19 protein-coding genes and 1 pseudogene are annotated in these 26,465 nt (G+C 64.1%); 6 read left to right on the top strand and 14 right to left on the bottom strand.

The window, feature by feature from the left end; translation table 11 throughout:
• Positions 1 to 2: 2 nt before the first annotated feature.
• The 4 genes from AC5P8U_RS03645 to AC5P8U_RS03630 form a co-directional block, all read right to left on the bottom strand.
• Positions 3 to 4,712 carry an RHS repeat-associated core domain-containing protein gene (locus AC5P8U_RS03645; protein ID WP_438914889.1) on the bottom strand — a complete coding sequence of 1,570 codons (4,710 nt, stop codon included), beginning with the start codon at positions 4,710 to 4,712 and terminating at the stop codon, positions 3 to 5.
• A gap of 318 nt (positions 4,713 to 5,030) precedes the next feature.
• Positions 5,031 to 6,386, bottom strand: a complete 1,356-nt coding sequence (locus tag AC5P8U_RS03640) for a Gfo/Idh/MocA family protein (protein WP_438914888.1) — start codon at positions 6,384 to 6,386, stop codon at positions 5,031 to 5,033.
• Positions 6,387 to 6,451: 65 nt separating this feature from the next.
• Positions 6,452 to 9,427 carry a TonB-dependent receptor domain-containing protein gene (locus AC5P8U_RS03635; RefSeq protein ID WP_438914887.1) on the bottom strand — a complete coding sequence of 992 codons (2,976 nt, stop codon included), beginning with the start codon at positions 9,425 to 9,427 and terminating at the stop codon, positions 6,452 to 6,454.
• Between the two features lie 134 nt (positions 9,428 to 9,561).
• Complete coding sequence (locus AC5P8U_RS03630) at positions 9,562 to 12,921, bottom strand: TIM-barrel domain-containing protein (protein WP_438914886.1); 3,360 nt, start codon at positions 12,919 to 12,921, stop codon at positions 9,562 to 9,564.
• A 322-nt stretch (positions 12,922 to 13,243) separates the two neighbouring features.
• On the opposite strand from AC5P8U_RS03630, the gene AC5P8U_RS03625 reads away from it, so the two are divergent.
• The 6 genes and pseudogenes from AC5P8U_RS03625 to AC5P8U_RS03600 all read left to right on the top strand — a co-directional run bounded on the left by AC5P8U_RS03625 (position 13,244) and on the right by AC5P8U_RS03600 (position 20,571).
• Complete coding sequence (locus tag AC5P8U_RS03625; protein ID WP_447896893.1) at positions 13,244 to 14,398, top strand: SIS domain-containing protein; 1,155 nt, start codon at positions 13,244 to 13,246, stop codon at positions 14,396 to 14,398.
• Positions 14,391 to 15,326: pseudogene (locus AC5P8U_RS03620) on the top strand (ROK family protein); the annotation flags it as partial. The gene AC5P8U_RS03625 and the pseudogene AC5P8U_RS03620, both read left to right, overlap by 8 nt.
• A 19-nt stretch (positions 15,327 to 15,345) precedes the next feature.
• Positions 15,346 to 16,680 carry a D-tagatose-bisphosphate aldolase, class II, non-catalytic subunit gene (locus AC5P8U_RS03615; protein WP_180869436.1) on the top strand — a complete coding sequence of 445 codons (1,335 nt, stop codon included), beginning with the start codon at positions 15,346 to 15,348 and terminating at the stop codon, positions 16,678 to 16,680.
• Positions 16,681 to 16,713: 33 nt separating this feature from the next.
• Complete coding sequence (locus AC5P8U_RS03610) at positions 16,714 to 17,490, top strand: DeoR family transcriptional regulator (RefSeq protein WP_334271122.1); 777 nt, start codon at positions 16,714 to 16,716, stop codon at positions 17,488 to 17,490.
• A complete protein-coding gene (nagA, locus tag AC5P8U_RS03605) occupies positions 17,487 to 18,602 on the top strand; it encodes an N-acetylglucosamine-6-phosphate deacetylase (RefSeq protein WP_334271121.1) in 1,116 nt (371 codons plus the stop codon). The genes AC5P8U_RS03610 and nagA overlap by 4 nt, the downstream gene beginning before the upstream one ends.
• Before the next feature lie 190 nt (positions 18,603 to 18,792).
• Positions 18,793 to 20,571, top strand: a complete 1,779-nt coding sequence (locus AC5P8U_RS03600) for an MFS transporter (protein WP_227837146.1) — start codon at positions 18,793 to 18,795, stop codon at positions 20,569 to 20,571.
• A 52-nt stretch (positions 20,572 to 20,623) separates the two neighbouring features.
• On the opposite strand, the gene AC5P8U_RS03595 is transcribed toward AC5P8U_RS03600, so the two are convergent.
• The 10 genes from AC5P8U_RS03595 to AC5P8U_RS03550 all read right to left on the bottom strand — a co-directional run.
• A complete protein-coding gene (locus AC5P8U_RS03595) occupies positions 20,624 to 21,094 on the bottom strand; it encodes a SecDF P1 head subdomain-containing protein (protein WP_227837143.1) in 471 nt (156 codons plus the stop codon).
• Positions 21,091 to 21,642, bottom strand: a complete 552-nt coding sequence (locus tag AC5P8U_RS03590) for an HdeD family acid-resistance protein (RefSeq protein ID WP_049431885.1) — start codon at positions 21,640 to 21,642, stop codon at positions 21,091 to 21,093. The genes AC5P8U_RS03595 and AC5P8U_RS03590 overlap by 4 nt, the downstream gene beginning before the upstream one ends.
• 254 nt (positions 21,643 to 21,896) lie before the next feature.
• Positions 21,897 to 22,094 carry a DUF4926 domain-containing protein gene (locus AC5P8U_RS03585; RefSeq protein WP_445391327.1) on the bottom strand — a complete coding sequence of 66 codons (198 nt, stop codon included), beginning with the start codon at positions 22,092 to 22,094 and terminating at the stop codon, positions 21,897 to 21,899.
• A gap of 142 nt (positions 22,095 to 22,236) precedes the next feature.
• Positions 22,237 to 22,578 carry a hypothetical protein gene (locus AC5P8U_RS03580; RefSeq protein WP_143592513.1) on the bottom strand — a complete coding sequence of 114 codons (342 nt, stop codon included), beginning with the start codon at positions 22,576 to 22,578 and terminating at the stop codon, positions 22,237 to 22,239.
• Positions 22,575 to 23,534, bottom strand: a complete 960-nt coding sequence (locus AC5P8U_RS03575; protein WP_445391328.1) for a hypothetical protein — start codon at positions 23,532 to 23,534, stop codon at positions 22,575 to 22,577. The genes AC5P8U_RS03580 and AC5P8U_RS03575 overlap by 4 nt, the downstream gene beginning before the upstream one ends.
• Positions 23,452 to 24,123, bottom strand: a complete 672-nt coding sequence (locus tag AC5P8U_RS03570; protein ID WP_227837138.1) for a hypothetical protein — start codon at positions 24,121 to 24,123, stop codon at positions 23,452 to 23,454. Before AC5P8U_RS03570 ends, AC5P8U_RS03575 begins: the two co-directional genes overlap by 83 nt.
• Positions 24,124 to 24,209: 86 nt before the next feature.
• Positions 24,210 to 24,452, bottom strand: a complete 243-nt coding sequence (locus AC5P8U_RS03565; RefSeq protein ID WP_198422618.1) for a DUF4926 domain-containing protein — start codon at positions 24,450 to 24,452, stop codon at positions 24,210 to 24,212.
• A 298-nt stretch (positions 24,453 to 24,750) separates the two neighbouring features.
• Positions 24,751 to 25,059 carry a hypothetical protein gene (locus tag AC5P8U_RS03560; RefSeq protein ID WP_143592512.1) on the bottom strand — a complete coding sequence of 103 codons (309 nt, stop codon included), beginning with the start codon at positions 25,057 to 25,059 and terminating at the stop codon, positions 24,751 to 24,753.
• Between the two features lie 199 nt (positions 25,060 to 25,258).
• Positions 25,259 to 25,768, bottom strand: a complete 510-nt coding sequence (locus AC5P8U_RS03555; protein WP_143592511.1) for a hypothetical protein — start codon at positions 25,766 to 25,768, stop codon at positions 25,259 to 25,261.
• Positions 25,765 to 26,465, bottom strand: a 701-nt coding sequence (locus AC5P8U_RS03550) for a hypothetical protein (protein ID WP_495213914.1), incomplete at its 5' end; no start/stop codon positions are given. The genes AC5P8U_RS03550 and AC5P8U_RS03555, both read right to left, overlap by 4 nt.

The following is a 26,465-nucleotide window of genomic DNA, read 5'->3' as shown; positions in this document are numbered from 1 at the left end:
CATCACCTCCCAAAACCATAATCACTAATATTCCCCTCCATTCTACCTTTGCCGTCCTGCGTCCCAACCCAAATATCGCCATTTGGGGCTATACCAGTCCAGTGCGTCGGGCTAGCAGCGGAACCTTCCTTAATGGTTTCAACGGCACCATGATCAAGCCCGAAGGATTTTTTGGCCGTGTCTATAGGGAGTGTTCCTACTGGACAGTTCGTAGGCTTGGATCGCGCACCGTCCTTTTTCTTGCTGAAGTAGAGGTTGGCGAGAGCATCCACGATTACTGGCAAACTTACCGTCGCACCAATGAAAGCATCGATTGGCGAGTGGATCGGACTCATATCAATGTATGGCGCAGGAGCTTGCCCTTCCCCATAGCCCGGGAGGTCAGGATTCCACTGCTGGTAACCACTTCCAGGCCGATACGCTGGAGGTGGCAATCGCATAGCCCGAGCTGCACCGGACTGTAAGCCAAGACGATCCAAAGCAGACGCAGGGTTCCCACTCACATATGAATAAGTACTGATGCCTCCAACCAAACCAATCGGATCACTCTGCGAGTACCGCCCCACCATTGGTTCATACTCACGCTGGTAGTTGTAGAACAACCCACTCGCATCCGTGGCCTGCTGGCCCGGGAAGCGCAGTGCCAGCTCGAATGCCACACCATCGCCATCCGGGTCGGCACTCGGAATCTGGTTGCCGAACACTTCGCTCTTGTTGCTCCACTCCCAGATCGCGACATCGCGCACCGGATCGATCACCACGCGCGGCGTACCCAGATGATCCGGCTGCACGTAGGTCAGTTCAGGCACGCCGGTAGCCGGCACATTGATCAGCGCTACCGGATAGTTGTCCAGCCAGATGGCCTGCTGCTGCGCCTGCCCGGTCGCCGAGTAGTTGCCAACCCACTGCCCGGCTTCGTCATAGATCGTGACCTGCGCATCGCCACCAGCCGGGGTGCGCAGCACGCGCTCGCCGCGATGGTTGTAACCGTAGCTCTCCAGTGTGGCGTTACCCTGCTTCACCGCGTTCATGCGGTTGGCATCGTTGTAGGTGAACGCCTTGCTGCCAATGCTGGTGGTATTGCCCGCTGCGTCATGGCTGCGTGCCTCGCCATCCACAGCAGTCAGGCGATGGCTGGTTGCGGGATAAGTGTAGCTGGCAGTGCCTGCCGAGGTGGTCAGCGCGGTGCGATTGCCGGTGGCGTCATACGCATAGGTTTCAATCGGCGTGCCGGTCGCGCCGTCCTGGGTCTGGGTCAGGCGACCCAGCGCGTCGTAGGCGTACTTGGCCAGCACCGTCGAGCCTGTGCCGTTCTTCAACTCGGTGATCGAACCGACGGGATCATAGCCATAGCCCAGCGACAGGCCGCCTGCCGCCGGGTCATGCACCGCCTGCGGGCGATAGTCCAGATCCAGCGGACGCTGCAGCTGGCGGCCGTTGCCATAGGTCCAGCCGGTCGCCGGGCCGAAGGCCGCGTAGGTCACGTTGTTCACCACGATCTGGCGGGCTTGGCCGGGCCGGGTCAGGCCGATCTGGCTGATGCGCCCCTGAGTATCGCGCACGTAGTCGGCGACGCTGCCATCGGGATACGTCAATGCCGTCAGGCGACCCGACTTGCTGTACGCATAGCGCAGCGTACTGGCAACGCCGTTGACGGTCTGCACCTTGCGGGTGACCTGGCCGAAACGGTCATGGCAGTACTGGGTGCTGCCATTGGCGTGCAGCACCTGCCCCAGGCGCCCCTTGGCGAAGCGCTCGTCGGCGGCACAGGCGGCCGGCGCAACGTCATAGCTGTAGCCCACGTCCAGATTGGGGTCCGGATAGGCGATGCCGATCAGGCGGTTGAGTGCATCGTAGTGATAGGTGGCGGTGACGCCGCGTGCATCGGTGGCCGTCTTGCGATTGCCAGCCGCGTCCACGGTGTAGCTGCTGGCGCCGCTATCTGGGCTGACTTGCCCGGTCAGGTCACCGAACCCGTTGTAGGCATAGGTCGTATGCAGACCTTTCGGGTCGGTGACCTGGGTGACCTGGTCCAGTGCGTTGTACTGGCTGCGGATCTCCGCCGCCACGCCACCCACGTCCTGCAGGGTCTGGGCCAGGCGGTTCAGCGGGTCGTACTGCTGGCTGGTCACGCGCTGCAGGGCGTCGGTGACCGTCTGCGGGTTGCCGTTGGCATCGTAGGCAAAGCCGGTGGCGTGGTTGCCCGCATCCTTCAGCGCGGTCAACTGGCCGAGCGTGTTGAACGTCCGTGCCAGGGTACGGCGCAGGGTTCCGCCAGTATCCAGCGTGTCTTCCTTGAGGCGGTTGCCGGCGTTGTCCAGCGCATAGTGAATGGTGTTACCCGCACTGTCCGCGATGTCCGTCAGCCGCTGGGCGGCGTCATAGACATAGGTAACGCTGCTGCCGTCAGGCTCGGTGATCTGTTGCACCTGGCCGGTCGGCCAGTAGCTGATCTGGGTCACCCGATCCTCGGCTGTGGTGGCACCGCGCACGGTGACCGAGGTCGGCCAGCCGCGCGCATGGTAGGTGTAGTCGGTGACCACGCCGTTGGCATCCTTGACCGACAACGGCCGTCCGAACGCGTCGTAGGCCAGAGTCTCGACCGTCTGGCCCAGCGCATTGGTCACGCTGCGCAGGTCGCCCTTGCGATAACTGCAGGCACCATTGGCCGCGCATCCCGCGTCGTCCGCAGTGTAGTAGGCATAGGTGGACACATCCGCCACATCACTGCGTGGGCCATCCACGCTACGCAGCAGTCCCACCAGCGGGCACTCCGGCCCTTCGGCCTCACAGTAGGTCTGCGTGGTGATGCGGGTATCACCGGTCACCCTGTCGCGCACGGTGATGGTGGTTGGCTGGAGGCGCGCATTGCGTGCGATGCGCATCTCACGGTTACCGATGGCCTGCTGCACCAGCCGATTGCTGTCCATGGCCACGCGCGTTTCGCTGACGCGCTGATCCGGAGTACCGGCCGCTTCGGTGGTGGTGGTCACACTGACAGCACCTGCGGCAGCGTCGCTGGCCTCCGCATAGGCGTAGTTGGTAACAACGCCACGGCGATCGGTCACCGACTGCAGCCGACGCCGGAAATCGGTGCCCTCGGGCAGATAGGTGCGACTGATGCTGCCGTTGCTCTCGGTGATGCCATTGACCTTGCGCGGAAGGCCACTGGTGCCGCTGGCGGTCAATGCGTACGTACTCTGCTTGCCTAGTGCGTCGGTGACGATGGTGGTGCCTGCCGGGGTGTACTCCAGGCGCACGCCATCAATGCCCACGTCGGCTTGGCTGCAATCGCCGGAATGGCGGCTGCAGGTGACTCGCCCTTGCGTGTCATAGCCGTACCAGCTGTAGCGCTGGCTGTCTTCGGCGGTCACGCCGGTCAGGTAGCCCGGGAAGCGGGCGTCCTCATAGTGATACGTACGGCTGGCACCGTCGGCATAGGTCGCGGTGATCAGTTCCCCGGCCGGAGAATAGGCGTAGCTCACCACAGGCTGGCCGGCGATTACCAGGGCCGAGATCAGTGAATCGTCGCCCGGCGCGAGGTACTGGACATCCACGCGCCGACCGGTTGAATGGGTGATGCTGAGCAGGCGACCGCGGCTGTCGTGTGCATAGGTCAGCGAAGTACCGTCTTCGAAATCACGGCGCTGCATCAAGCCATCAGCATCAAAATAGATGCGCTCTCCGGCACGTGAAAGTTGCCAGTTGGTGCCCTGCTGGACCGCGCGATCGCCGCTTCCGTCCATGGCTTCGTAGCTTGCCCCCACTTTCTGGAATGCGGTCTGCCCGCCATCGGCGCCGATCAGCCCAACTTTCAGTTCGGAGCTGGGAGGGAAGGTGGAATCGTCTACGCCTGCGGTAAGCCGCAGATTGTGGGAATGGGTCCAGCCCGTGCCCAACGCGCCGCCCGCCGTGCTTGTCAGGGAGTGATAGTGGCGTTGGAAGCTCACCCATCCTAGATTGAAATCCGGCTCAGGCTGGGATTTATCGCCAGTGGTCGGATCACACGGGTTACCAACAGGACACTGCTGCGGCGGCAGCGGCCCGCTTGTGTAGGAGAGCATGGGCGACATGTGCGGCTCGTCCTGCTGGACCAGAGAGCACATCTGCAGGGCCTCATTCCACGTCAGGGACGGTCGATTCGGACAAAGCGCCGTTCTGGCCCGGCGCACATGCTCCCACCCCACTATCGACGAGCATTCTTGAGTGCTCTGATGATAGAAGTTCAAGGTGTAATGGAAATTCTTCTCCTCGTTGGTGACGCTACCGTCGTCGCCCCTGCCAAGTCCAAGGAGCTCCACCCAAGGATCCTCCGTGAGTGAAGTCGCCGGGCACTGCGGGTCGCTGACGCGGGTAGCGAGGATCACGCTACGAATCTGATCTTCGGATGAGTACTCCTGCCCTGAGTGGATGTAGACCCAGTCGGTAGTAACGATCTTCTCGGGTCTCACCCGGTAATCGTAGATGACCTTCTTTCCAAGGACGCGTTGGCGTTTGACATGCCAATTGAAGGGTTTGTCCTTTTCGTACTGGGAAAAGAGCGACTTGATGTCCTTCTGCACCGCCGCTTCGGTAGCTCGCGGCTGGCCCATCGACAGGTAGCTCTCCCATTTCTTCTGCACCTCCTGCGCCTGCGCAGCCCAAGGAGCCAAGCTCCCCAGCGCGATCATCGCCAGTGCGGCACACGAAATGGTCTTCAGTCGTTCCAACATCCCTGTTCTCCTTCCTGGACAAACACAGCACCGGCAGGAACGAGAACGTGGGGCGGTTGCCTCACCACGTCATGCTTCGGATCGTCCCTGGTCCGGAATGCGGTCTGACCGCATGGGGGACGTTATCTCCGATGTCGTTTACACATTCAAGTCAGAAAGTGTGGAGTGGGTCGGATTTCAGAGTTTTCTGATGCAGGGGGGGGAGCGTGTCGGAAATTCAGCCGAGCGTGGGCTCGGCTCTACAAGGCGAATGCCTCCAGAAACAGAAACACCGGGCAGTGCCCGGCGTCTCCGTCACAGCGTGGAAGGGTGTAAACCTCAATACTTACCGTCGAACGCGAAGATCGGCTTGCGCGTCTTCCACGCACCAGCAGTAAAGTCCGGGAACTCCAGCGTCTGGAAGCTGTTGGCGATCGACTGCTCGCTCAACGGGGTGATCGCACTCCAGGTCACTGCGTCGTAGATGTCGATCGGCATCGGTGCCTTGGCCTTCAGCGCTTCAACAAATGCATGGATGACGAACCAGTCCATGCCGCCGTGGCCGGCGCTGGCGGCGGTGTCGGCATTCTGCTTCCACAGCGGGTGCTCGTACTCGTCCTGGTACTTCTTGAACTCTTCCCACTGGTGCGGCGGGCTGCGGCCTTCGATGTGGATCGAATGGTTCACATCCATCCACAGGCCCTTGGTGCCCTGCACACGGAAACCCATTGAATACGGGCGCGGCAGCGAGGTGTCGTGCTGCAGCAGGATGGTCTCGCCGTTCTCGCAGGCCAGCGTGGTGGTGACGATATCGCCGAGCTTGAACTTCACCTGGGTGCTGGGGTGGGTGGTGCCACCACTCTTGGCCACGGTGTATTCGTGCAGGCCGCGTGCCTTGGTCGCGAAGGCGTTGATGTGGGTGAAGCGGTTGCCACGGTTGATGCCGGTGTACATCGCACAGGGGCCGATGCCGTGGCTGGGGTACAGCTCACCATTGCGTTCCACCGAATGCTCGGTGCGCCAGCGAGCTTCGCTCCAGCCCTTCGGACCGAACTCCACGCCGCTGTCGTAGGGCTGGTTGGGGTCGCCGGAATTGAACTTCACGCCGCGCAGGTCGTGCTGGTAGCCGGCCTGCAGATGCACCAGTTCGCCGAACAGGCCCTGGCGCACCATCTGCAGCGCGGCCATCACGTCGCGGCGGTAGCAGACGTTCTCCAGCAGCATGTACGGGGTGCCGGTGCTCAGCTGGGTCTTCAGCACGTCCCAGTGGTCCTGCAGCGTGATGCCGGCCACCACTTCACAGCCCACGGCCACGCCGGCCTGCATGGCGGCAATCGCCATCGGTGCGTGGTACTCCCACGGCGTGGCGATGATCACGCCATCGATGCCCTTCTGTTCCAGCAGGCGCTTCCACGCGTTGGTATCACGATCCTGGCCATAGGTCTTCGGCGCGGGCTTGCCGGCCTTCGCCACCATCTCTGTGGCACGGCCCAGCATGATCGGCTCGACGTCGCACAGGGCAACCACTTCGACGTCGTCGCGGCGCACCAGCTCCTTCAGCAGCACCAGCCCGCGCATGCCGGTACCGATCATGGCCAGGCGCACCTTGCGCCCGCGTGCCCATGCCGGGGTCTGCGGCAGCAGGCTGCTGGCGGCGACAGCGGCACTGGCCGCGATGAATTCCCTACGCTTCATGGCAGACATCTCTCCTCTTGGCAGCGTGCCGGCCGCAGCCGGCACGCCAGGTCACGCAAACGGAATTACTTGAACCGGTAGCCGATGGTCACACTGTAACCACGGCCGAAGATGGTGGCGTAGTCACTGGAGTCACCCAGGAAGCTGTTCGGATCGTAGAACGGCAGGCGGTTGAACAGGTTCTTGACGGTGAAGCTCAGGTTCCACGCATCGTCCGGGCGCCAGGTGACGCTCATGTTGGCGGTCCACCACGACGGTGCACCATCGCACTTGCTCTTCTGCAGGGCCAGGTAGCCGCCGGTGCAGGTTTCCTTGTTGTTGCTCTCTTCGTCGATCTGGTCGGTAGCCCACTTGGTGCCACCCACGTAGTTGACGAACATGCTGGTGGTCACCTGCTTGTAGGTCCAGTCTGCATTGAGCGTGGCACGCAGGCGCGGATTGTTGTAGTAGCCCACCACGTCGCCGTAGTACCAGCCGTTCTCGGCGTCCATGTAGAAGCGGTTGCGGTTGGCGATGGTGGCGGCCAGGCCGATGTTCAGGTTGCCCCAGTCGCCCAGCGAGAAGCGGCTGCGCGCGTCGATGTCGAAGCCGTCGATCAGCGTCTTGCCGCGGTTCTTGTACTGGCCGACCACGCTGGCCACGTTACCGGCGGAGTAGCCCGGCAGGGTGGCCGGGCAGCTCACGCCGCTGGCCGGATCGGCGCACATTGCCGCCAGCTGCGCCAGGTTGGCGCGGTCGCTGTCGGTGATCGGCGAGCGCGACATCGAGATGATGTCTTCCATGCGGCGATAGTCCGGCGCGACGATTTCGTTGTCACGGTAGATGAACCAGTAGTCGGCCGACACCGACAGCCAGGTTGCCGGCTCGTAGACGAAGCCGAGGGTGGCGATCTTGGCCTTTTCCGGCTTCAGGTCCTTGTTCGGCTGGGTCATGCGCGCCACGGTGCGGCTGCAGTCGACGTTCAGCAGGGTCTTGCCGAGGTCGACGTCACCCGGCCGCTGCGACTTCAGCAGCAGGTTGGCGATGGCGTTGGTCTCGCCGCAGCGCAGTTCGTCACGGAAGCCACCGAGCTGGGCGAACACGCCGCCGTTGCCGGACTCGGCCAGGCTCGGTGCGCGGAAGCCGGTGGAATAGGTGCCGCGCAGCATCAGCTGATCGAACGCCTGGTACTTGAAGCCGATCTTCGGCGCGATGTTGGCGCTGAAGTTCGGGTACTTGTCCACGCGCACCGCCGCATCCACTTCCAGCTTGTCGGTGATCGGCGCCACGGTCTCGGCGAACAGCGCGTAGGTGTTGCGCTTGCCGTCGAACCACGAGCCGCCCTGCTGGGTGATCAGGCCATTGGCCGCATCGGCATTGCCCGGGGTGTAGAAGGTCTCACGGCTGGCGTTGAAGCCGAACGCGGCGCGCATCTCGCCCGCCGGCAGCTGGAACAGCGGTCCTTCGATCTTGCCGTCCAGGGTATGCAGGCGGGTCCACGACTGGATGTCGAAGGTCGGGAACGCTTCACGGATCAACGCGGCGTTGGCTTCGCTGATCTCGCCGAACTTGTACGCCGGGTGGTCGGAGATGATCACCCGACCGGTGCCCGGATCGATCGTGTACGGCCCGAACGCCTTCTCGAAACCCTTGGTGTTGACGTTGATCGTCTGGTAGGTGGTGGAGTGGGTACCAGCGCTGGCGAATGCGGTTTCCCAGTTCCAGTCACCCGCGTTGCCACGTGCGCCCGCCAGCACACGATAGCTCTTGTCGGTATTGCGCTGGCCGAAGTAGTTCGGGCCGGCATCCTGCAGCAGGTAGTTCAGGCCGACCACGCCGCCCATCATGGCCTTCAACTGCGGGCTGGCGTGGTTGTACTCGTTGTTCGGGCCCAGGAACGGGTACAGGAACTGGTTGACGGTGTTGCCGGTGTTGCGCGAGAACCAGCTGGTCGGGTTGCCGGTCGTGGTGCCATAGGTGCGCGGCGTGCCGCCGTTGGCGCGCAGGTCGATGTCGGTATAGGTCGCCTCGGCGAAGATCTCGGTGTTGTCACCGACCAGGAAGGTGCCGTTGAGGTAGGCGGTGTTGCGCTCGGACTTGGCGCCGGCATCGATCTCGTTGTTCATCCAGGTTTCCCAGACGCAACGCGGGCCGGCCGCTTCACTGGTCAGCACGTTCCTGCAGCCCGGCGCAGCTTCCTGTACGCGGCGGCCGGTAACGGGATCGAAGGCGAAGTAGGTGCCCGGGTTGAACTCGCCCGGCTTGCTGCCCACGCCCAGGCGCAGGTTGTTGAGGTAGTTCGGGTTGTTGACGTAGTACTGGTCCGGACGCTTGTCGTAGAAATCGCTCAGCGGAATCGCGTCGCGACGGTACATGTTGACCGCGCCGTAGATGTTGAAGCGGTTCTCGGCCAGGTCACCGAAGCCGGCGGTGATGCTGGCCTGGCGCTCACCGTAGGAATCGATGCGCGAGGAGGTGTCGTTGGTGAAGCTGATCTCGGCACCCTGGAAGTTGCGCTTGGTGATCACGTTGATCACGCCGGCCACCGCGTCGGTACCGTACACGGCCGACGCGCCGTCGGTCAGTACTTCCATGCGCTCGATGGCCGCCGCCGGGATCGCGTCGATGTTGACGAACTGGGTTTGGAAGCCGGCCGGGGCACCGTAGTACGACAGGCGGCGACCATTCAGCAGCACCAGCGTGCCCTGCGCGCCCAAGCCACGCAGGTTGGCCTGCGAGGCACCGTCGGAACCGGTGAACAGCGAACGCGCATCCTGCTGCGCAGGGCGTGCGGCCGGCAGGTTGTCGAGCACCTGCAGCAGCGTGCGCGCACCCATGTTCTGGATGTCCTGCTTGCTGATCACCTGCACCGGCGAGGCGGTTTCAACGTCGGTGCGGCGGATGTTGGAGCCGGTGACCTCGATGCGGGCCAGGTCGGTGGCGTTGTCCTTGCTCTCCTGGGCGAAGGCAGGAGCAGCAAGCGAGAACAGCGCGCCGGCAATGGCCAGCGTCAGCGGAGCGATCGGGCGGCAGGGGGGGCGGTGGTGGCGGGCGGGCAACATCGGGGTTCTCTCCTGGCAGGGGTGCGGCGCAACTGAGTGAGCGCGTGGGCGTTCGGCGGGCAAAACGCTCCCGGGCCACGGCCATGAGGGCCGTAGTCGGGATGGGGCGGGGGAGGAGCGGTGTTACGTGGGGGTCATGGGGCGACGATGCTGGCGGAGTCGCCCTCCTGGCCGATCAGTACGGCGTTGGCCCAGTTGGCACAGACCTGGGCGGGTTGGCTGCCCTGCGCACCCAGCGTGCGCAGGCTCAGGGTGGAAAGGCCACGGATGTCCAGCTCCGGCTTGACCACGCCGGGCGCCTTCACCAGGCCGCTGTCGTACAGCAGGCGGTTGTCGCCCCATACCTGGAACTGCAGGCCGCCGGCGTTGCGGCAGGCGTCGTCGATGCCGAGGTCGGCACGCAGCAGGTGCCAGCCGCCCTGCAGGCGCAGATCGATGCGGCTGTTGGCGCCGACCCCCAGGCCACGGCGGAACTGCAGGCCGTTCATGCGCATGCCGGCGTCGCCACGGAAGGACTGGTCGGTACGCAGCTGGCTGGCCAGCGCGGCCGGCACCGGCAGCTCGGAGAGATAGCGCTGCCGGGCCGGTCGCTCCGGTTCCTGGTGTTCGAGAATGTGGAAGGTGGACAGTGCGATCGGGCCGACGTCGCGCGGCTGCAGCGCATCGAAGGCGCGGCCACTGCCCTGTGCGGCCGTAACCATCGGATCGGTGCTGCTGGCGCCATCGCCTTCCGGGTTCTGCACGCTCAGGACGCGGAAGCGCAGCAGGCGGCCGGCATGGGCCGGGAAGTCGATGCGTTGCACGCCTTCCTTCAGCTGCAGGCGGCCACGGGCGATCGGCTCGCCCCACTCACCATTGCTGTCGCCCAGGTACACCTCGTAATCGCGCACCTGGCCGTGCTTCCAGTTCTTGTCGTTGCGCGGCGCGATGTCGATGCCATCGATCATCCTGCGCTCGCCGAAGCCGATCACCCACTCGTGCGCGCCGGTGCGCACGGCCTGGTTGCGCACGCTGCGGAACCAGGTGTTGGGATCGTCATCGAAGGCGTTCTCCAGCGCATGGCCGGGCTCCTCGGCCGGGCGGTTGACCACCAGCAGGCTGTCTGCAGGCAGTTCGCGGCCCAGCACCGGCGCGGCCGGGTAGGCATCATCGGCGGCCGCAGCGGCCACCGCGAAGTCCAGCTGCAGCTGCAGCGGCTGGCGGATGTCCTGGGCAGCGGTGCGCACATGCAGCGTGCCACGGCGCTCCCGCGCGTCGAAGTACCAGCCCTCGTTGGCGCTGTTGAAGGCGGCGGCATCGGCCAGCGCCGGCAACGCACGGCCACCGGCCTGCACTGCACGCGGCGCCTGCCGGCTGAGCACGCGCAGGCCGTAGCGGCGCTGCGCCAGCTGGCCGTTGTACTGGCCCTGCACAGCGTCGATCTGCACCTGCACCGGGCCGCTGCCCTGCGCCGGCGCCTGCACGCGGATCTGCTGCGTGCTCGACTCGCCCTGCTGGTAACGGCGCGTGTTGCCATCGTCTTCGTACAACGTGTACTGCGAGTCGCCCTGCGGGTACAGGTCGAAGGTCACTTCATCGAGCGGCTTTTCGCCATCGAACAGCATCGACGGGTACATCGGCAGGATCGCACCGGCACGCACGAACACCGGCAGCGTGGCCAGGTCCACCTGGCGGTCCAGCTGGCGGCCGTCGGCACCGGCCTGCACGCGGCGGCCGTCCCAGTAGTCGATCCACCCCCCGGCCGGCAGGTGGATGTCGCGGCGCCAGCCACGGCTGGCGGCCTGGCTGCGGTACACCGGCGCCACCAGCAGGTCGCGGCCGAGCAGGAACTGGTACTTGTAGGTCTCATCCTGTGCATGCGGGTCGCGCGGGTAGTCCCACATCAGCCCCCGCACCGGCGGTGCGCCGGTCTGCGCGGCCTCGTGCACCAACCCGTACATGTACGGGGTCAGGCGCATCTTCAACTTCAGGTAATCGCGGTTGATGCTGCGGTACGGCTCGTCGTACCACCACGGGTGCTTGCGCGCATTCGACGACCAGCCGCTCATGCCCATCAGCACCGGCGTGAACGCCTTCCACTGCAGGTCGCGGGTGAAGGTCTCGGCGCTGCCGCCGAAGATTGCATCGACGTCGCCACTGGCGTAGGCCATGCCGGACAGGCCCGAACCGACCAGGGTCGGCACGTGCCAGCGGATGTAATCCCAGCTGCTGCTCTGGTCGCCGGTCCACGCGACGGCGTAGCGCTGGATACCGGCCCAGCCCATCACCGTCCACAGGAACGGGCGCGAATCGGAGTTGTCGAGGATGCCGTTGAACGCCTGGCGGTTGGCATCCATCGCGAACTGATAGCCCTTGCCGGTCCAGGCCACGTCCAGCTTCTGCACGCGGCTGCCGGCCTTGCCGACTTCCCAGGCGATCTTGTCGACGCCGTTCTCGGTCCACAGGCCAGCGCGGAAGCCGTAGCCGGCGAGCCCCTTCACCGTTTCCGGCAACTGCTTGTAGCCGCAGCCGTAGCCATCATTGGGCAGGATCCAGCCACCGGGCATGTCGTGGGCGCGGTACTGCTTGGCCACGCTGTCGATCACATCCGGCGTGGTGCCGGTCGGGCCGTCGCTCCAGCCTTCGGGCACGGTGCCGGGCTTCTTGCTGTTGTCGCTGTCGTTGTAGCAGTCGGCATCGCCGTAGGACAGCGCCCAGCGCGCCACCATGTTCGGGCGGCCGGTCAGCTGGGTGTAGCGCTCGATCAGCTTGGGCAGGTCGGCGCCGACGAAGTAGTACGCGTCGAAACGGTCTTCGCGATGCAGCAGCGTGGCCTGGTCGGGCTGGCGCAGGTCGTAGCTGCCATCGCTCCACGTATTGCGCAGCATGCCCCAGCCACGGCTGCTCAGCAGCATCGGTGCAGGACTGGGGCGGTCACCCTCTTCCCAGCCGCCGGAATAGGACACTTCCAGCTCGCGGCCCTTGAACTGGTAACGGCCATTCTGCTGGCCGCCCCCGAAATAGCCCTCATCGGCCTGCGAGGACAGCACCTGCACGCTCTGCGTGGCCTCCAGGTCCAGCGGCTGCAGTTCCTGCCACAGCGCGGTGGGTTGGCCGTTGTCCAGACGTTCCAGGCGCAGGCGCAGCGGCTGCCGCTGCACATGCAGGACCAGTGCGTCGGTACGCACGCGGATTTCCTGCGCGTCTTCTTCCAGCTGCGCCTGCACGTTCGCCTTGGGCTGCGGCAGAACGATCGGTGCGGCCTTGTCGCCGGCGCCGGTCAACGTGCCGTTGCGGCCGGCCTGCACGCGGATGATGTCAGTCGCCGGCAGTTCAATGCGGATGCGCGCGCCCTTGTCGGTCTGCAGGTCCCAGCCCTGCACGCCGTCGCGGCTGGCGCTGGCGCTGACCGATCGCAGGTTGCCGACCGGCTCGGCCCGGGCCGTCATGGACGCCAGCATCAAGGCCGGCACCAGGGCCAGCATCAGCGCCGAGCGACGAACGCAGTTTTCCACGCGGACTCCCAACCCGTTCACCGGGCGTTTCGAAAGCGATTGGGCCGACTCTAGGGCAGCGATTCGAAAGATGTCAACAAATTGAAAGGAAAAAGGAAGATATATTCCATTGAAACGAAAGTTGTTGCGTCGCAATACTTTGTGTAAGCGCTTGCAGTCGCCTGTTAAGCATTGTGCGATACGGCATTTGACCCGTCCTTTCGTTTTCCTGGTCATGCCGCGACTGGGAAAGCGACTCGGCCATTTTCTTTCTTTTTACTTTCGATGTTTGACATTTCGAAAGAAAACGCAGATGGTGCGCTGGCCCAACTGGAACCTCCGAATGGACGTCACCCTGCTTTCCGATGTGTCCGCCTGGCAGCGCCTTGGCGGAGCCGACACCGCAACCGAAATCGCCCAGCAGCCTGCGCTGTGGGAAGCACTCGCACAGGACCTGTCGCGTGCCCGCGACCGCCTGCAGGCCTTCCTTGGCGACAGCCTCAACAATTCCAACCAGCGCGTGCTGTTCACCGGCGCCGGCAGTTCCGGCTTCATCGCCGAGATGGTGGCTGACGCGATCAACGCACAGTGGCCGGCCGAGGTGCGCGTGGTGCACACCACCAGCCTGCTGACCCACCCGGCGCTGTACCTGCAGCGTGACCGCCCGACCCTGCTGGTGTCGTTCGGCCGCAGTGGCTCCAGCCCGGAAAGCGTGGCAGCGGTGGATCGCGTGCGCAGCGACGTGGACGACGCGCGCTTCCTCAACATCACCTGCAACGCCGATGGCGAACTGGCCCGCCGTGGCGCCGGCCGTGGCGATACGTGCACCCTGCTGATGCCGTCGGCCAGCTGCGACCGTGCCTTCGCCATGACCAGCAGCCTGACCTGCATGCTGCTGGCCGCACTGACGGTGTTCGATCGCTCGCCGTGGGATGCGCGCGTGGCGCGCCTGAAGCAGATCGCCGCGCTGGCCCGCGAAGGGCAGGCGCAGTGGGACGCACCAGTGGCAACGCTTGCGCAGCGCCCGTTCAACCGCGTGATCTACCTTGGCAGCGGCCCGCTGGAAGCGCTGGCCCGCGAGTGTGCACTGAAGGTGCTGGAGCTGACCGCTGGCCGCGTTCTGGCGCTGGCCAACACGCCGCTGGGCTTCCGTCACGGCCCCAAGTCGACGCTGGATGGCAACACCCTGGTGGTGGTGCTGCGCAGCGTGCAGCCGCTCGCGCGCCGCTACGAGCAGGACCTGCTGGAAGAACTGCGCCGCGATGGCGTGGCCGGGCAGGTGCTGGCGATCGGTCCGCATTCGGATATCGGCGCCGATGACGATTACACCCTCACCGTACCGGCGCTGGACGATCCGTGGCTGGCACCGGTGTGGCTGGGCTTCGCGCAGCTGTTCGCGCTGCAGCGCTCGGCCGCGCTGGGACTGACCCCGGACAACCCGTTCCCGGATGGCACCGTCAACCGCGTCGTCAAGGGCGTCACCATCCACCATGGCTGAGCTGATCGCCCACGCCTGCTACGGCATCGACATCGGCGGCACCAAGATCGAGCTGGTGGCGTGCGATGCGGCGATGCAGGTCACTTGGCGCCGCCGCGTGGCCACGCCGCAGGGCGACTACGATGGTTTCCTGCAGGCCGTGGTGACGCTGGTGGCCGAGGCCGACGCCGCGCTGGGCCGGAATGATGCGGCCATCGGCATTGCCCTGCCCGGCGTGCGTGACCGCCGCAGCGGCCGCCAGCTCAGCGCGAACGTGCCCGCACTGACCGGCCAATGCGTGGCGAAGGATCTGCAGGCGCGGCTGCAACGCTCGCTGCATTTCGGCAATGACCTGCAGTGCTTTGCCCTGTCGGAAGCGCACGGCGGCGCCGCCGATGGCTACCCCAGCATGTTCGGCGCCATCCTCGGCACCGGTGCCGGCGGTGGCTTCTGCCTGCAGGGCCGGCTGCTGTCCGGCTTCAACGGCCTGGCCGGCGAGTGGGGCCACTGGAGCGTGCCCGGCCATCTGCTGCAGCGCCATGGCCTGCCGCTGCTGGACTGCGGCTGCGGCCTGCAGGGCTGCGTGGAGCGCTATGTCTCCGGCAGTGGTGTAGCAATGATCGAACGCCATCTCGGTGGCAGCGCCGCCAACGCCAGCGCGGTGATTGCCCTGGCCGAGGCCGGCGATGCGCGCGCACGCAAGGCGCTGGACATCCATCGTGACCTGCTCGGCCACAGCCTGGCCGCGCTGGTGCTGGCGCTGGACCCCCACGTGATCGTGCTCGGCGGTGGCCTGTCGCAGTACGCGCCGCTGTACCAGCAGCTGCCGGCCGCCATCGCCGCCCATCTGTTCAATGGCGTGCAGGTCCCCCCGATCGTGCCGCCACGGTTCGGCGATGCCGGTGGCGCACGTGGTGCCGCCCTGCTCGCCTGCCAACCCTCGTTTTCCCGATCTCCGGAGCCTGACCATGTCCCCGTTGCAGACCCTGCTTGCTTCCCACCGCGCCGGCGCTAACGTCGGCCTGTACAGCGTCTGCTGCAGCAACGAGCAGGTGCTGCGCGCGGCCATGCACGTCGCCCTGGCGCATGGCACCGTGCTGCTGATCGAGGCCACCTCCAACCAGGTCGACCAGTTCGGCGGCTACACCGGCATGACCCCGCCGCAATACCGCGACTACGTGGGCACGCTGGCCGATGAAGAAGGCTTCCCGCGCGAGCGGCTGATGCTGGGCGGCGACCACCTCGGCCCGAATGCCTGGCAGAAGCGCCCGGCGGCCGAAGCGATGACCCACGCGCGCGTGCTGATCGAAGCCTACGTCGCCGCCGGTTTCCACAAGATCCATCTGGATTGCAGCATGTCCTGCGCCGATGATCCGGTGCCGCTGCCCGATGCCATCGTCGCTGCGCGCTCGGCCGAGCTGGCCGAAATCGCCGAACGCACCGCCGCCGAACATGGCCTGCCGCCGCCGGTCTACGTGATCGGTACCGAAGTGCCGATTCCCGGAGGCGAAGCCTCGCTGGCCGAGGGCCTGCAGGTGACCACGCCGGCCGCCGCCGCGCAGACCCTGGCCATCCACCGGCAGGCCTTCGATACCCCGCAGCTGCGCGATGCATGGCAGCGTGTGATCGCGATGGTGGTCCAGCCGGGCGTGGACTTCGACCACAGCAGCGTGCACGAGTACGACGCCGCCGCTGCCAGTACGCTGGCCGATTTCCTCGAACAGCAGCCACGTATCGTGTTCGAAGCGCACTCCACCGACTACCAGCGCGAGAGCGGCCTGCACGCGCTGGTGCGCGACCACTTCGCCATCCTCAAGGTCGGGCCCGCGGCCACCTTCGCCTACCGCGAAGCGCTGTTCGCGCTGGCCGCGATCGAGGCCGAACTGCTGCCGGCGGCACAGTGCTCGCGCCTGCCGCAGGTGCTGGACGAGGTGATGGTGGCGCAGCCGAAGTACTGGCAGTCCTACTACCAGGGCGATGACGCCGCGCTGCGCCTGCTGCGCAGCTACTCCTTCAGTGACCGCTGCCGCTACTACTGGGGCGAGCCCGCGCTGGTGCAGGCGGTGCAGACCCTGTTCGCCAACCTGGAACAGCACGCGCCGCCACTGGTGCTGCTCAGCCAGTACCTGCCGGAGCAGTACCGCGCCGTGCGTGAGGGCACGCTGGCCAACACCCCCACCGCGCTGGTGCAGCACCGCATCGGCCTGTGCCTGGGCGAGTACGCGCGCGCCTGCAGCGCCAACCAGGCCGGAACCCGCACGCAGAACGCAGGTTCGGCTGCCGCAGTGGCTGCGAACGGCTAATCTCTACCTTTCCCCGCGAAACCGAGAATGGCCATGCGCAACACCCGCTCCCGCCGGCAACAGATCCTGCAGCTGCTGATCGAGCACGGCTCGGTGCAGGTGGCCGATCTGGTCGAGCGTTTCGGCGTGTCGGCGGTGACCATCCGTGCCGACCTGACCCACTTCGAGTCGCAGGGGCTGGCCAACCGCACCCACGGCGGCGCCACCCTGGTGCGCACGCCGCCGCAGGAACAGGACATCCATGAGAAGGACGCGCTGAACCTGCCGTTGAAGGAATCGATCGGTGCGCGCGCTGCGCGCCTGGTGCAGCCGGGCGACAACATCATCATCGATTCCGGCTCGACCACGATGACGCTGGCCCGCCACCTGCGCGCGCATCGCGACGTGACGGTGATGACCAACGGCCTGAACATCGCCTGGGAACTGGCCAATGCCGCGGGCATCACCGTGCTGCTGACCGGTGGCCTGCTGCGCCAGCAGTCGCTGTCGCTGCAGGGCAGCCAGGCCGAGGCCAGCCTCAACTCGTACAGCTTCGACACCCTGTTCCTGGGCGTGGATGGCCTGGACCTGCAGTTCGGCCTGACCACCCACGACGAGGCCGAAGCCCGCCTCAACCACCGCATGGTCGAGCGCGCGCGCCGCATCGTGGTGCTGACCGACGCCTCCAAGTTCGGCCGCGTCAGCCTGCACCGCATCGCCCGCCTCGACCAGATCCACGCCATCATCACCGACGCCGGCATCGAAGACGCAACCCGCGAAGGGCTGCAGCGGCTGGGTATCGAAGTGATCATTGCCGAGCCTCCCGCATGACCGACATCCGTTCCCTGCATGGCCGCATCCTCACCCCGCTGGGCTGGCGGCGTGGCCAGGTCCACTTCGATTCACACGTGCGCCAGCTGCAGGTGGATGACCAAAGTGGTGCTGACGACCTGCAGCTGCCGGTCATCCTGCCCGGCTTCATCGACCTGCATGTACACGGTGCGGCCGGGGTGGACCTGATGCAGGGCGGCGACGTGGCGCGCACCATCGCGCGCACCCATCTGCGCTTCGGCACCACCACGCTGCTGGCAACCACCATGACCGCCGGCCTGGATGAGATCGAGCACGCGCTGCAGGGGGTGGCTGCGACGATGGCGGCGCCCGATGCCGACGCCGCCCGCATCGTCGGCGTGCATCTGGAAGGACCGTTCATCAGCCCGCAGCGGCTCGGTGCACAGCCCAACCGTACGATCGAGGCGACGCTGGCGCTGGTGCAGCAACTGCACGCACTGGCGCCGATCCGGGTAATGACGCTGGCACCGGAAATCGGCGAGCACACCGCACTGATTCCGGCGCTTTCGGCGATGGGCATCCGCGTGCAGCTCGGCCACAGCGCCGGCACCTACGAGGAAGGCGTAGCCGCGCTGCAGGCCGGCGCCTCCGGCTTCACCCATCTGTTCAATGGCATGACCGGTGTCGACCATTACCGACCCGGCATCGCCGCGGCGGCGCTGGCGCATGCACAGTACGCCGAGATCATTCCCGACCTGCAGCACATCCATCCCGGCGTGATCCGCCTGGCCGCGCGCGCGATCCCACGCCTTTACGCAGTGACCGACGCGACGGCCGCCACCGGCATGCCCGATGGCGAGTACGCCCTGGGCGAACAGCGCGTGCACAAGTGCGGCGGCTGCGTGCGCCTGGCGACCGGTTCGCTGGCCGGCAGCGCGCTGACCATGGACCAGGCGCTGCGCAACCTGGTGCGTGTGGGCCTGGACTTGGCCGATGCCTCGCAGCGTGTTTCCACGTTCCCGGCCGACTACCTGGGCCTGGGCGATCGCGGCCGCATCGCGCCCGACGCCCGTGCCGACCTGGTGGTGCTGGACACCGAACTGCGCCTGCAGCAGGTGGTGGTTGGTGGGCGCGTGGTCGATCTGACCTGACGCAAGCGATGCGGCCCGGATGCCGCGCGGGCTCCCTGTAGCCGAGCCATGCTCGGCTCACCGCGCGAAGCGCGGCATGGGGAACCTCGATATCGGAACGGAAAGCAGCCGAGCATGGCTCGGCTCTACAGAAAGCACTCTGCGACGAACCGCCGCCGGGCGTGGCCCGGCGCTACCACAGGAACTGCCGATGACTCCAAGCACCGCTCCGCGCTGGCCCGTACGCTACCTGCTCTTCATCGGCGGCCTGGGTGGCCTGCTGTACGGCATCGACATCGGCATCATCGCCGGCGCCCTGCCCTACCTGGAAGCAACTGCCAGCCACGCCTGGCAGCTCAGCAGCCAGCAGCTGGGCTTCGTGGTGGCCGCGGTACTGCTGGGCAGCGTGCTGTCCTCGCTGTTCGCCGGCATGATCGCCGACCTGATCGGCCGCCGCGGCGCGATGCTGCTGGCCGGCCTGCTGTTCACCGCCTCGATTCCGATCATGGCACTGGCCTCCGGTTACACGCCGCTGCTGCTGGGCCGCCTGCTGCAGGGCATCAGTGGCGGTTTGATCGGTGTAGTGATTCCGCTGTACCTGGCCGAAGTGCTCAGCCCCGAGCGACGCGGGCGCGGCGCGGCGATGTTCCAGCTGCTGCTGACCATCGGCCTGGTGCTGGCCGCGCTGATCGGGCTGTACCACGCACATGCGGTGGATGCCGCCGCCGAGGCCGTGCGCTCGCTGCCGCTGGCACAGCAGGCGCAGGAGCTGTTCACGGTGAAGGACCACGCCTGGCGCACCATCTTCTGGACCTGCCTGGCGCCGGGCCTGCTGTTCTGCGCGGGCATCTTCTGGCTGTCCGAATCGCCACGCTGGCTGGTACGCCGGGGCCGCATCGATGAAGCCCGCCGCAGCCTGCAGCGCGTACTGCCCGCTGCCGATGTGGAGCCCACCCTTGCGCAGATCCAGGCGCCGGAATCGAGCAGCAACCACAGCAAGCGCGATCCACTGCTCAGCCGCCGCTACGTGGTGCCATTCCTGCTCGCCTGCGTCGTGCTGGCCTGCACCCAGGCCACCGGCATCAACTCGGTGCTGGCCTACGCGGTGAACATCCTCAACCAGGCCGGCCTGTCCGGCTCGGTCGCCAACGGCGCCGATGTGGCGATCAAGCTGCTGAATGCGGTGATGACCGTGGTCGCGTTGCTGCTGGTCGACCGCAAGGGCCGCAAGTTCCTGCTGATGCTCGGCAGTGGTGGCATCTGCGTGGCCCTACTGGCCGCGGCCACGCTGTTCTTCCAGGCCGAGCGTGGCCGCGCCGATGTGCAACCGCAGCTGCAGGCGGCGGTCAGCGGCGATGGCCTGCAGCTGGTTCTGGATGACGCGCAGTGGCAGCGCCTGAGCAATGGCATCGACAGCCAGGGCCGACCGATGCAGCTGACCGTGTCGTACGCGTATGGTGACTTTACCAACGTGCGCGCCCTGCGCAGCGACAACCTGATTGATCGCGAACTGCGAATCGAGCGCGCCGGCACCGTGCAGCCCGACAGCGTCATTGGTGCGTTCTTCCGCAAACTGCACCTGAACCCGTTCGCCGACCCGGCCAGTGCCGCGCACGCGCCGCTGCGCATCGAGCAGGCGCGCATCGGCCCGGTGCCGCCGCCGGCACACGGCTGGGCCGTGGCCGCCTGCATCCTGGTGTTCGTCGCGTTCTTCGCGGTCGGCCCCGGCGTGTGCGTGTGGCTGGCGCTGTCGGAGCTGATGCCGAACCGCATCCGTTCCAATGGCATGAGCATCGCGCTGCTGATCAACCAGTTCGTGTCGACCACCATCGCCGCCATCTTCCTGCCCACGGTGGGCCACTACGGCTACGCCAGCATGTTCGTGTTCTGGGCGGCGTGCACCTTCGTGTTCTTCCTGGTAGCCGCGTTCTGGCTGCCGGAGACCAAGGGCAAGTCGCTGGAGGAGATCGAGGCACGGTTCGCCCGGTAGCAGTCGACCTTGGTCGACCTCCGCGCGCAACGCGTTGGTGTTGGCGCGCCCGTCACTGACCGGTGATGTGCTTCGCCAACGCCTGCGCCTCGGCGATGCTCGGCAATCCGCTCAGCACCATCGATTCACCGAACGGGCCTTTCACCGTCGCCACCATCAGCACGCGGCCGTCCACGCTGAGCGCCGCGCGCTGGCCCACCAGTGCTTCCGTGCCATCGTGGATGCGCTGGTGCGCTTCGTGTCGAAAGCGGATCTGCAGGCCAGGTTGCTTGTCCTGATCCAGCACGTAGCGCACATCGGCAATGTCGGCGCTGCCGGCGATCGGCGGCTCGTGCAGGGCCAGGGTTTCGCCTTGCCATTGCGCCGGCTTGCCTTTGCCGGAGGCGTCCACCGCGCTCAGGCGCACATCCACGCCAGGGCGCGGCACGTGATCCTTCCCTGCCAAGCCACCGGGCGTGGCGCCCGGCATGCAGCCGGCCAGGGTCAAGGCCACGCCCAGCAACAGCGGAAGCGCAGCCCTCACTTCAGCTTCCGCAGCTTGAATGCCACCAGCACCTGCAGCAGGCCGTACAGCAGGCTGCCGATGCCGATCCACAGCGTAGTTACCGCCACGCCGGCATATGGATTCGCCGCAAACAGCAGGCCCAGCACCACCGCCAGCACGCCGCTGAGGATCAGCAACCATTCGCCCTGGATCTGCTTGCGCACGCGGATCGCGAACACGATGCGATAGATGCCGGCCACCAGCAGCCACGCCGCCAGGAACAGCACCAGCACGCTGGCGGTGGCCAGCGGATTGATCACCGCCAGGATGCCGAAGCCCAGCGAGGCGAGGGCGTACAGCGCCAGCCAGCCGCGGGACGCGCCGCTGCCGCCATTGATCAATGCGAACAGGCTGATGACGCCCTCGATGATGGCCATCACGCCCAGCGTCCAGGCCAATGCCATGGCCGCCGACAATGGCCAGCCGATGGCGACGATGCCGAAGCCGAGAGCGACCAGGCCATACAGCAGGAGGATCCACCAGCTACGGCCAACCGCCGACAACAGGGGAGACAAGGGGGAATTCATGGCCACTCCTTCGATCCGGAACCGGGTTCATCGTAGCCGTTCGAGATGAAGGGGGAGATGACGGTGATCGTTGGCGGGTTCGTCGTGGGCCGGCGCTGCCATGGACGAAATTGCTCCGATCTCATCAATAGACAACAGCTGTCGTTCTTCTTCGCGTCGCCCGGCGCCCCATTTCGCCAGCGACGGTGAGCCGGGTGGGGCTGATGCCACTGCCATCGATCCTGGCGCGGGATCGGTCAGCAGAACAAGGCTCATCACCTCATGACCTCAAACTGCGCTGACCTTAGTGAAATCTGCGCAATTGTTGCGCCGCCCCCATCGCAGAACTCAACCTCATAGGCTTCCTCTGGCTCGGAGAGTACGGCAACTACCACCCCGAGACTGCCACGATAAATTCCCACTGAAGGAATATCCTCCAACAAGCGTACAACTTCATTGATTCTAAAATTCATATATAAATTACTTCACAAATACTACTGTCAGCCCTGGCGCATCTGATCCGAGCTTATAGATCCATCCACCTCTAACGACCCCGCGCCCTTTCGGACCTAAAACAGGAATATCGACAGCATATCGACTGCAAAAGGCCCATTCCTATTCATCCATCATTCTTTTCATTTCCAGCCTGAAAATTTCTTCCGCCGCCGAATCTCCCTCATTGTAAAGATCCCAAAAGTCAGCGGTCTGCCAGGACTTCGGCGCTATGGAAACAGCTCCACTCGGATCGAAACTGATTACCCAAGCGACCGAGAGCGTACTGTCGGACACACTAAAATCTCCAATTGGAAATAGTGCGACCGACTCTTGCGCGTCGGACCACAATACCAATCTAACTTCACCAGATGGAGAAATCATGAGTGCAAGGACCGTTACTTCAGCATCTTCGCACAACCAACCGCGCGCGCTTTCAGCGCCTGGCTTGACCACAACTTTCACTCCACCCTTCCTTTGACCTTGAAATCGATATTGAAATTGAGCTTTCCGGTAACTTTATTCATGTAGTAGTGGATTTGAGATCTTTGACCACTCGGCAGAACTATGGTTTGGGTAGTAAATTTTCCCCAGTCCTCAATTCTAGACCCATCCGAGGTGAGCTCCTTGACGACGGCCGGATTGGTGAGCTTCCCGCCTGAGATTGGAATTTCTCGCGAGGACCTTACGGCCTCCTTGGTTAGCGCGTTGCCTCCTCGCGTCAGAATTCCAGCTTCTTCATAAGCAAGTTGGGTTGAGAGCCTCAGAGCATCTGCCGGGCGGCCCGCAGCGCCCGCCCGAATAGCACTTTCGCCAACTTCTATTGCGTCGACACCAGCATTCTGCACCGACTTCAGGATCTCCTCAGACCGAAGCACACCTTGCTTGGTCGCAGTGCCGGCAATCTCCGCACCCACTTCACCAACGATCTTCGCTCCAGGCAACCGCACCGGGATCAGGAACGACGCTGCGCCGATGGCAGCACCATTGCCGTCGCCCTTGGCTACGCTGGCGATCACGGTACCAGCGGCGCCAATGTCGCCACTGAAGGTCCCCATCATCGTCCAGCCGTCACCTCCCCGGATCTTCGTTCCGCGCAGGTTGTTCAGATCATAGAATTTGAGCTGCACGTCGTCCTTGGATACGCCGGAGGACAGCAGGGATCCGATGACCTGCCTGTACAGTGCATCGTCGTTGAGCAGCTCGTTGCCATAGAGGTTGAAGTTTTTGTATTCCGCCTCCGTCGCGCCGAACCCGTATGCCCCGCCCATCTTGCTCAGGAAGTCAGTGGCTTCCAAATCAACGTTCTCGATGCCCACCAATCGGGCGACCTTTGCATCAACACGCGCGGCACCTTCCGTGGTCAGCCTGCGTACCGCCTCTGCTTCGCTGATACCTTCCTGGGCGGCGAACGGCAGCATTCATGTTGATCCACTTCACCTCATCCGGGTGCAGCTGCCGATTGAACCGGTCCCCGGTCACGGCAATGTTGGCGCCCGTGCTTCCACCCAGAGCCCCACCCACCATCGCGCTGCCCACTTCCATCAGCGACTGGTAGTCCTCCCAGCTCAGGCTGCCCTTGTTGCTCTCGAGGAATTCGGAGATCGCGATCTTGGCCTTCTCCGCACCGGCAGCACTCACCGCGCCCTTCAGTGCATCGGCCCCACCCAATGCGGCCATCGCCGCACCGGCCATGCCGTGCAGCAGCGCGCGGCCGTTGCCGCCGTCGGCCCAGAACGCCTTGCCTTCTTCGGTCTCCGCCTTCTGGCTCAGGTAGCCGCCCAAGTCGCCGACACCCTTGAACAGCAGCTGCCCGCCCAGCAGCATCACCTCGGCGCGCTCCTGCATCTTGCGCAGGTCAACGGCCGACAGCGCGCTGTTCAGGTCACCGGCAGTGGCGACGATGCTGAAGTAGCCCTGGCTGCGGATGGTGCGGTCCACCGCCAACTGGTCGTCGCTGGTCTGGCTGGCACTGGAGCTGGAGGAACCGATGCCGATGTGCAGGCTCACGCCGTCGGTGGCGTCGGAAGCCCCTGCTGCATGGCGTCGCCCACGCCAGCGGCGACATTGGCCGCTAAGGCGACATCGACGAGCTACTACATCACGATCTCAAACTGCGATGGCCGCAGTGCAACCTGTACAGTTGAGGCGCCATGCTCGTCGCAAAACTCAACCTCATAGGCCTCCTCTGGCTCGGAGAAGAGGGCAACCACTACCCCGGTACTGCCACGACAAATCTCCTCCGAAGGAATGTCTTCTAGCAGGCGCACGACATCATTTGTTTCCACAGGCATATAAACTACCTCGAAGGCGCACATCTGATCTAGTTCAGACATCATTCTCGCTCTCAATGCATCTCCCGCCTCGTCAAAAGTCCAATTCTGCGGAATGCCATGGCGAAGTGCATAGTCCAGATCACTGGCAGAAAAACTGAAGGATCGCAGCTACGTTTTACGCAAAGCCCATCATCGACACTTCAAATCAGGCTCAAATATAACCATGGCCTCTGAATTTTAGCCATAGATATCAAAGACAACGCGGACTCCCGCCTCTGAACCATCCCGTACGACCTCGCGAAAGGGGAAATGCGACCATCCCTTTACGGCAGCGGGATCATGGCAAGGTTCGTAACACACTCTAGTTGAGAGGTGCCGTCCGGCTGGAGACCATAAACCCATTACGCGTGAGCGCACAGCACCCACCAGCACTCCAAAAGTGAAAGCAAGGCTCAAGATCAATATTGATTTCAAACAGCGGTCCAGCAATATACCAAGCCAAACAATAATCAGCAGCCAACCCATAAAGCGCCTCAAGCAGGGCGTACATCTGATCTGAATCAGATACTTTGCTCGCCCTCAATGCATCTCCAACCTCATCAAAAATCCAGTGCTGCGGAATGTCTTGGCGAAGCGCAGAGTCCAGATCATCGGCCGAAACAAATATCACAATCGCACCAGCACAGATCTCGGAGATCTCTACATCACCGATCTCCCTTCATATTGACGCCTGCGCGCTCAGCCATTCACGCCCAAGCCGCACAATTCCATCTCTAGATGCAAATGATGCGAGCAAAAGATAAAAAGAGTCCTCGATCGCCCCGGATGAAACTACTTGCGCAGCCCTAAATGCAAGAATATGAGTAGATCTACACCGCCCCCAGAACAAGCCTATTAAAACGTTCAAGTTCCGAAGGACTTACATCCTGATACTCACAATTCAATCCCGAACCACAAACAAAGCCGATACGTTCACTATATGCGGCATATACCGAACCAGAGCTATCCACTGATGAGAACACATCCAAGGAGGGGCTACTCAGTTCCGATCCACACCAGGAAATGATTGCGCCCCCCTCAACAAACCATTCCAGTGATCGCCTAATGCATATCAACCACTCGTCCTCATCAGGCCAGGAATTTATCTTAACTTCGGCGGACAAATTGCTCATACCTTGCCCCTCCCACTCCCTGAATCTCACATCGACGCGACCACTCCATATGTCCTCAAACGAGGCGCTATTCTTGCCAAATTCGCCAATCGAACCACAACTCCAATACCCGTAGAAAATAATTCCGCACACCTCCTCCTGATAAACAACACGACCAGACTGGTCTGGAATGGCCCAATATATTCCGAGGCTGTCTTTCGTTATCATAGTCCGAAATTCTTGATCTGCTGCGGGGATGGCTTGATCGCTGTAACAATATCTCCAGCCGCTATCTTGCCGCGAGGCTCCTTCGCCACAAAGATAACAACGTCCTCTCCGTTAATTTTCCCATAAAAGCCTTTAACCGGCTGCCCGCCTTGAACCATTACGTGATCAAAAGTTTTTATTGGTTTTGTAAGAATAGCCCGCCCAATATCCTGAAATGCCTGCCGAGCGGCTTTTGACCCAGAATTCTCCGTAATTATTCCAGCTTCAATCAAATGCCTGGCAGAGTGATCAATTCGACCGATGTTGGAGAGCGGCAGATTTACGACATCATTAGCGAATGCTACATGCCCTTCTTTGGCAGCTTCGCTAGCCGCATTCTGTACCGACTTCAGGATCTCCTCAGATTTGAGCACACCCTGCTTGGTCGCGGCCCCGGCGATCTCCGCGCCCACTTCACCAACGATCTTCGCCCCAGGCAACCGCACCGGGATCAGGAACGTCGCTGCGCCGATGGCAGCACCGTTGCCGTCGCCCTTGGCTACGCTGGCGATCACGCTACCAGCGGCGCCAATGTCGCCACTGAAGGTCCCCATCATCGTCCAGCCGTCACCACCCCGGATCTTCGTTCCGCGGAGGTTGTTCAGATCATAGAATTTGAGCTGCAGGGCATCCTTGGATACGCCGGAGGACTGCAGGG

The organism is Stenotrophomonas sp. YJH_SMC_81, from assembly GCF_059370875.1.
This window is presented reverse-complemented; position numbering and strand designations above follow the sequence as displayed.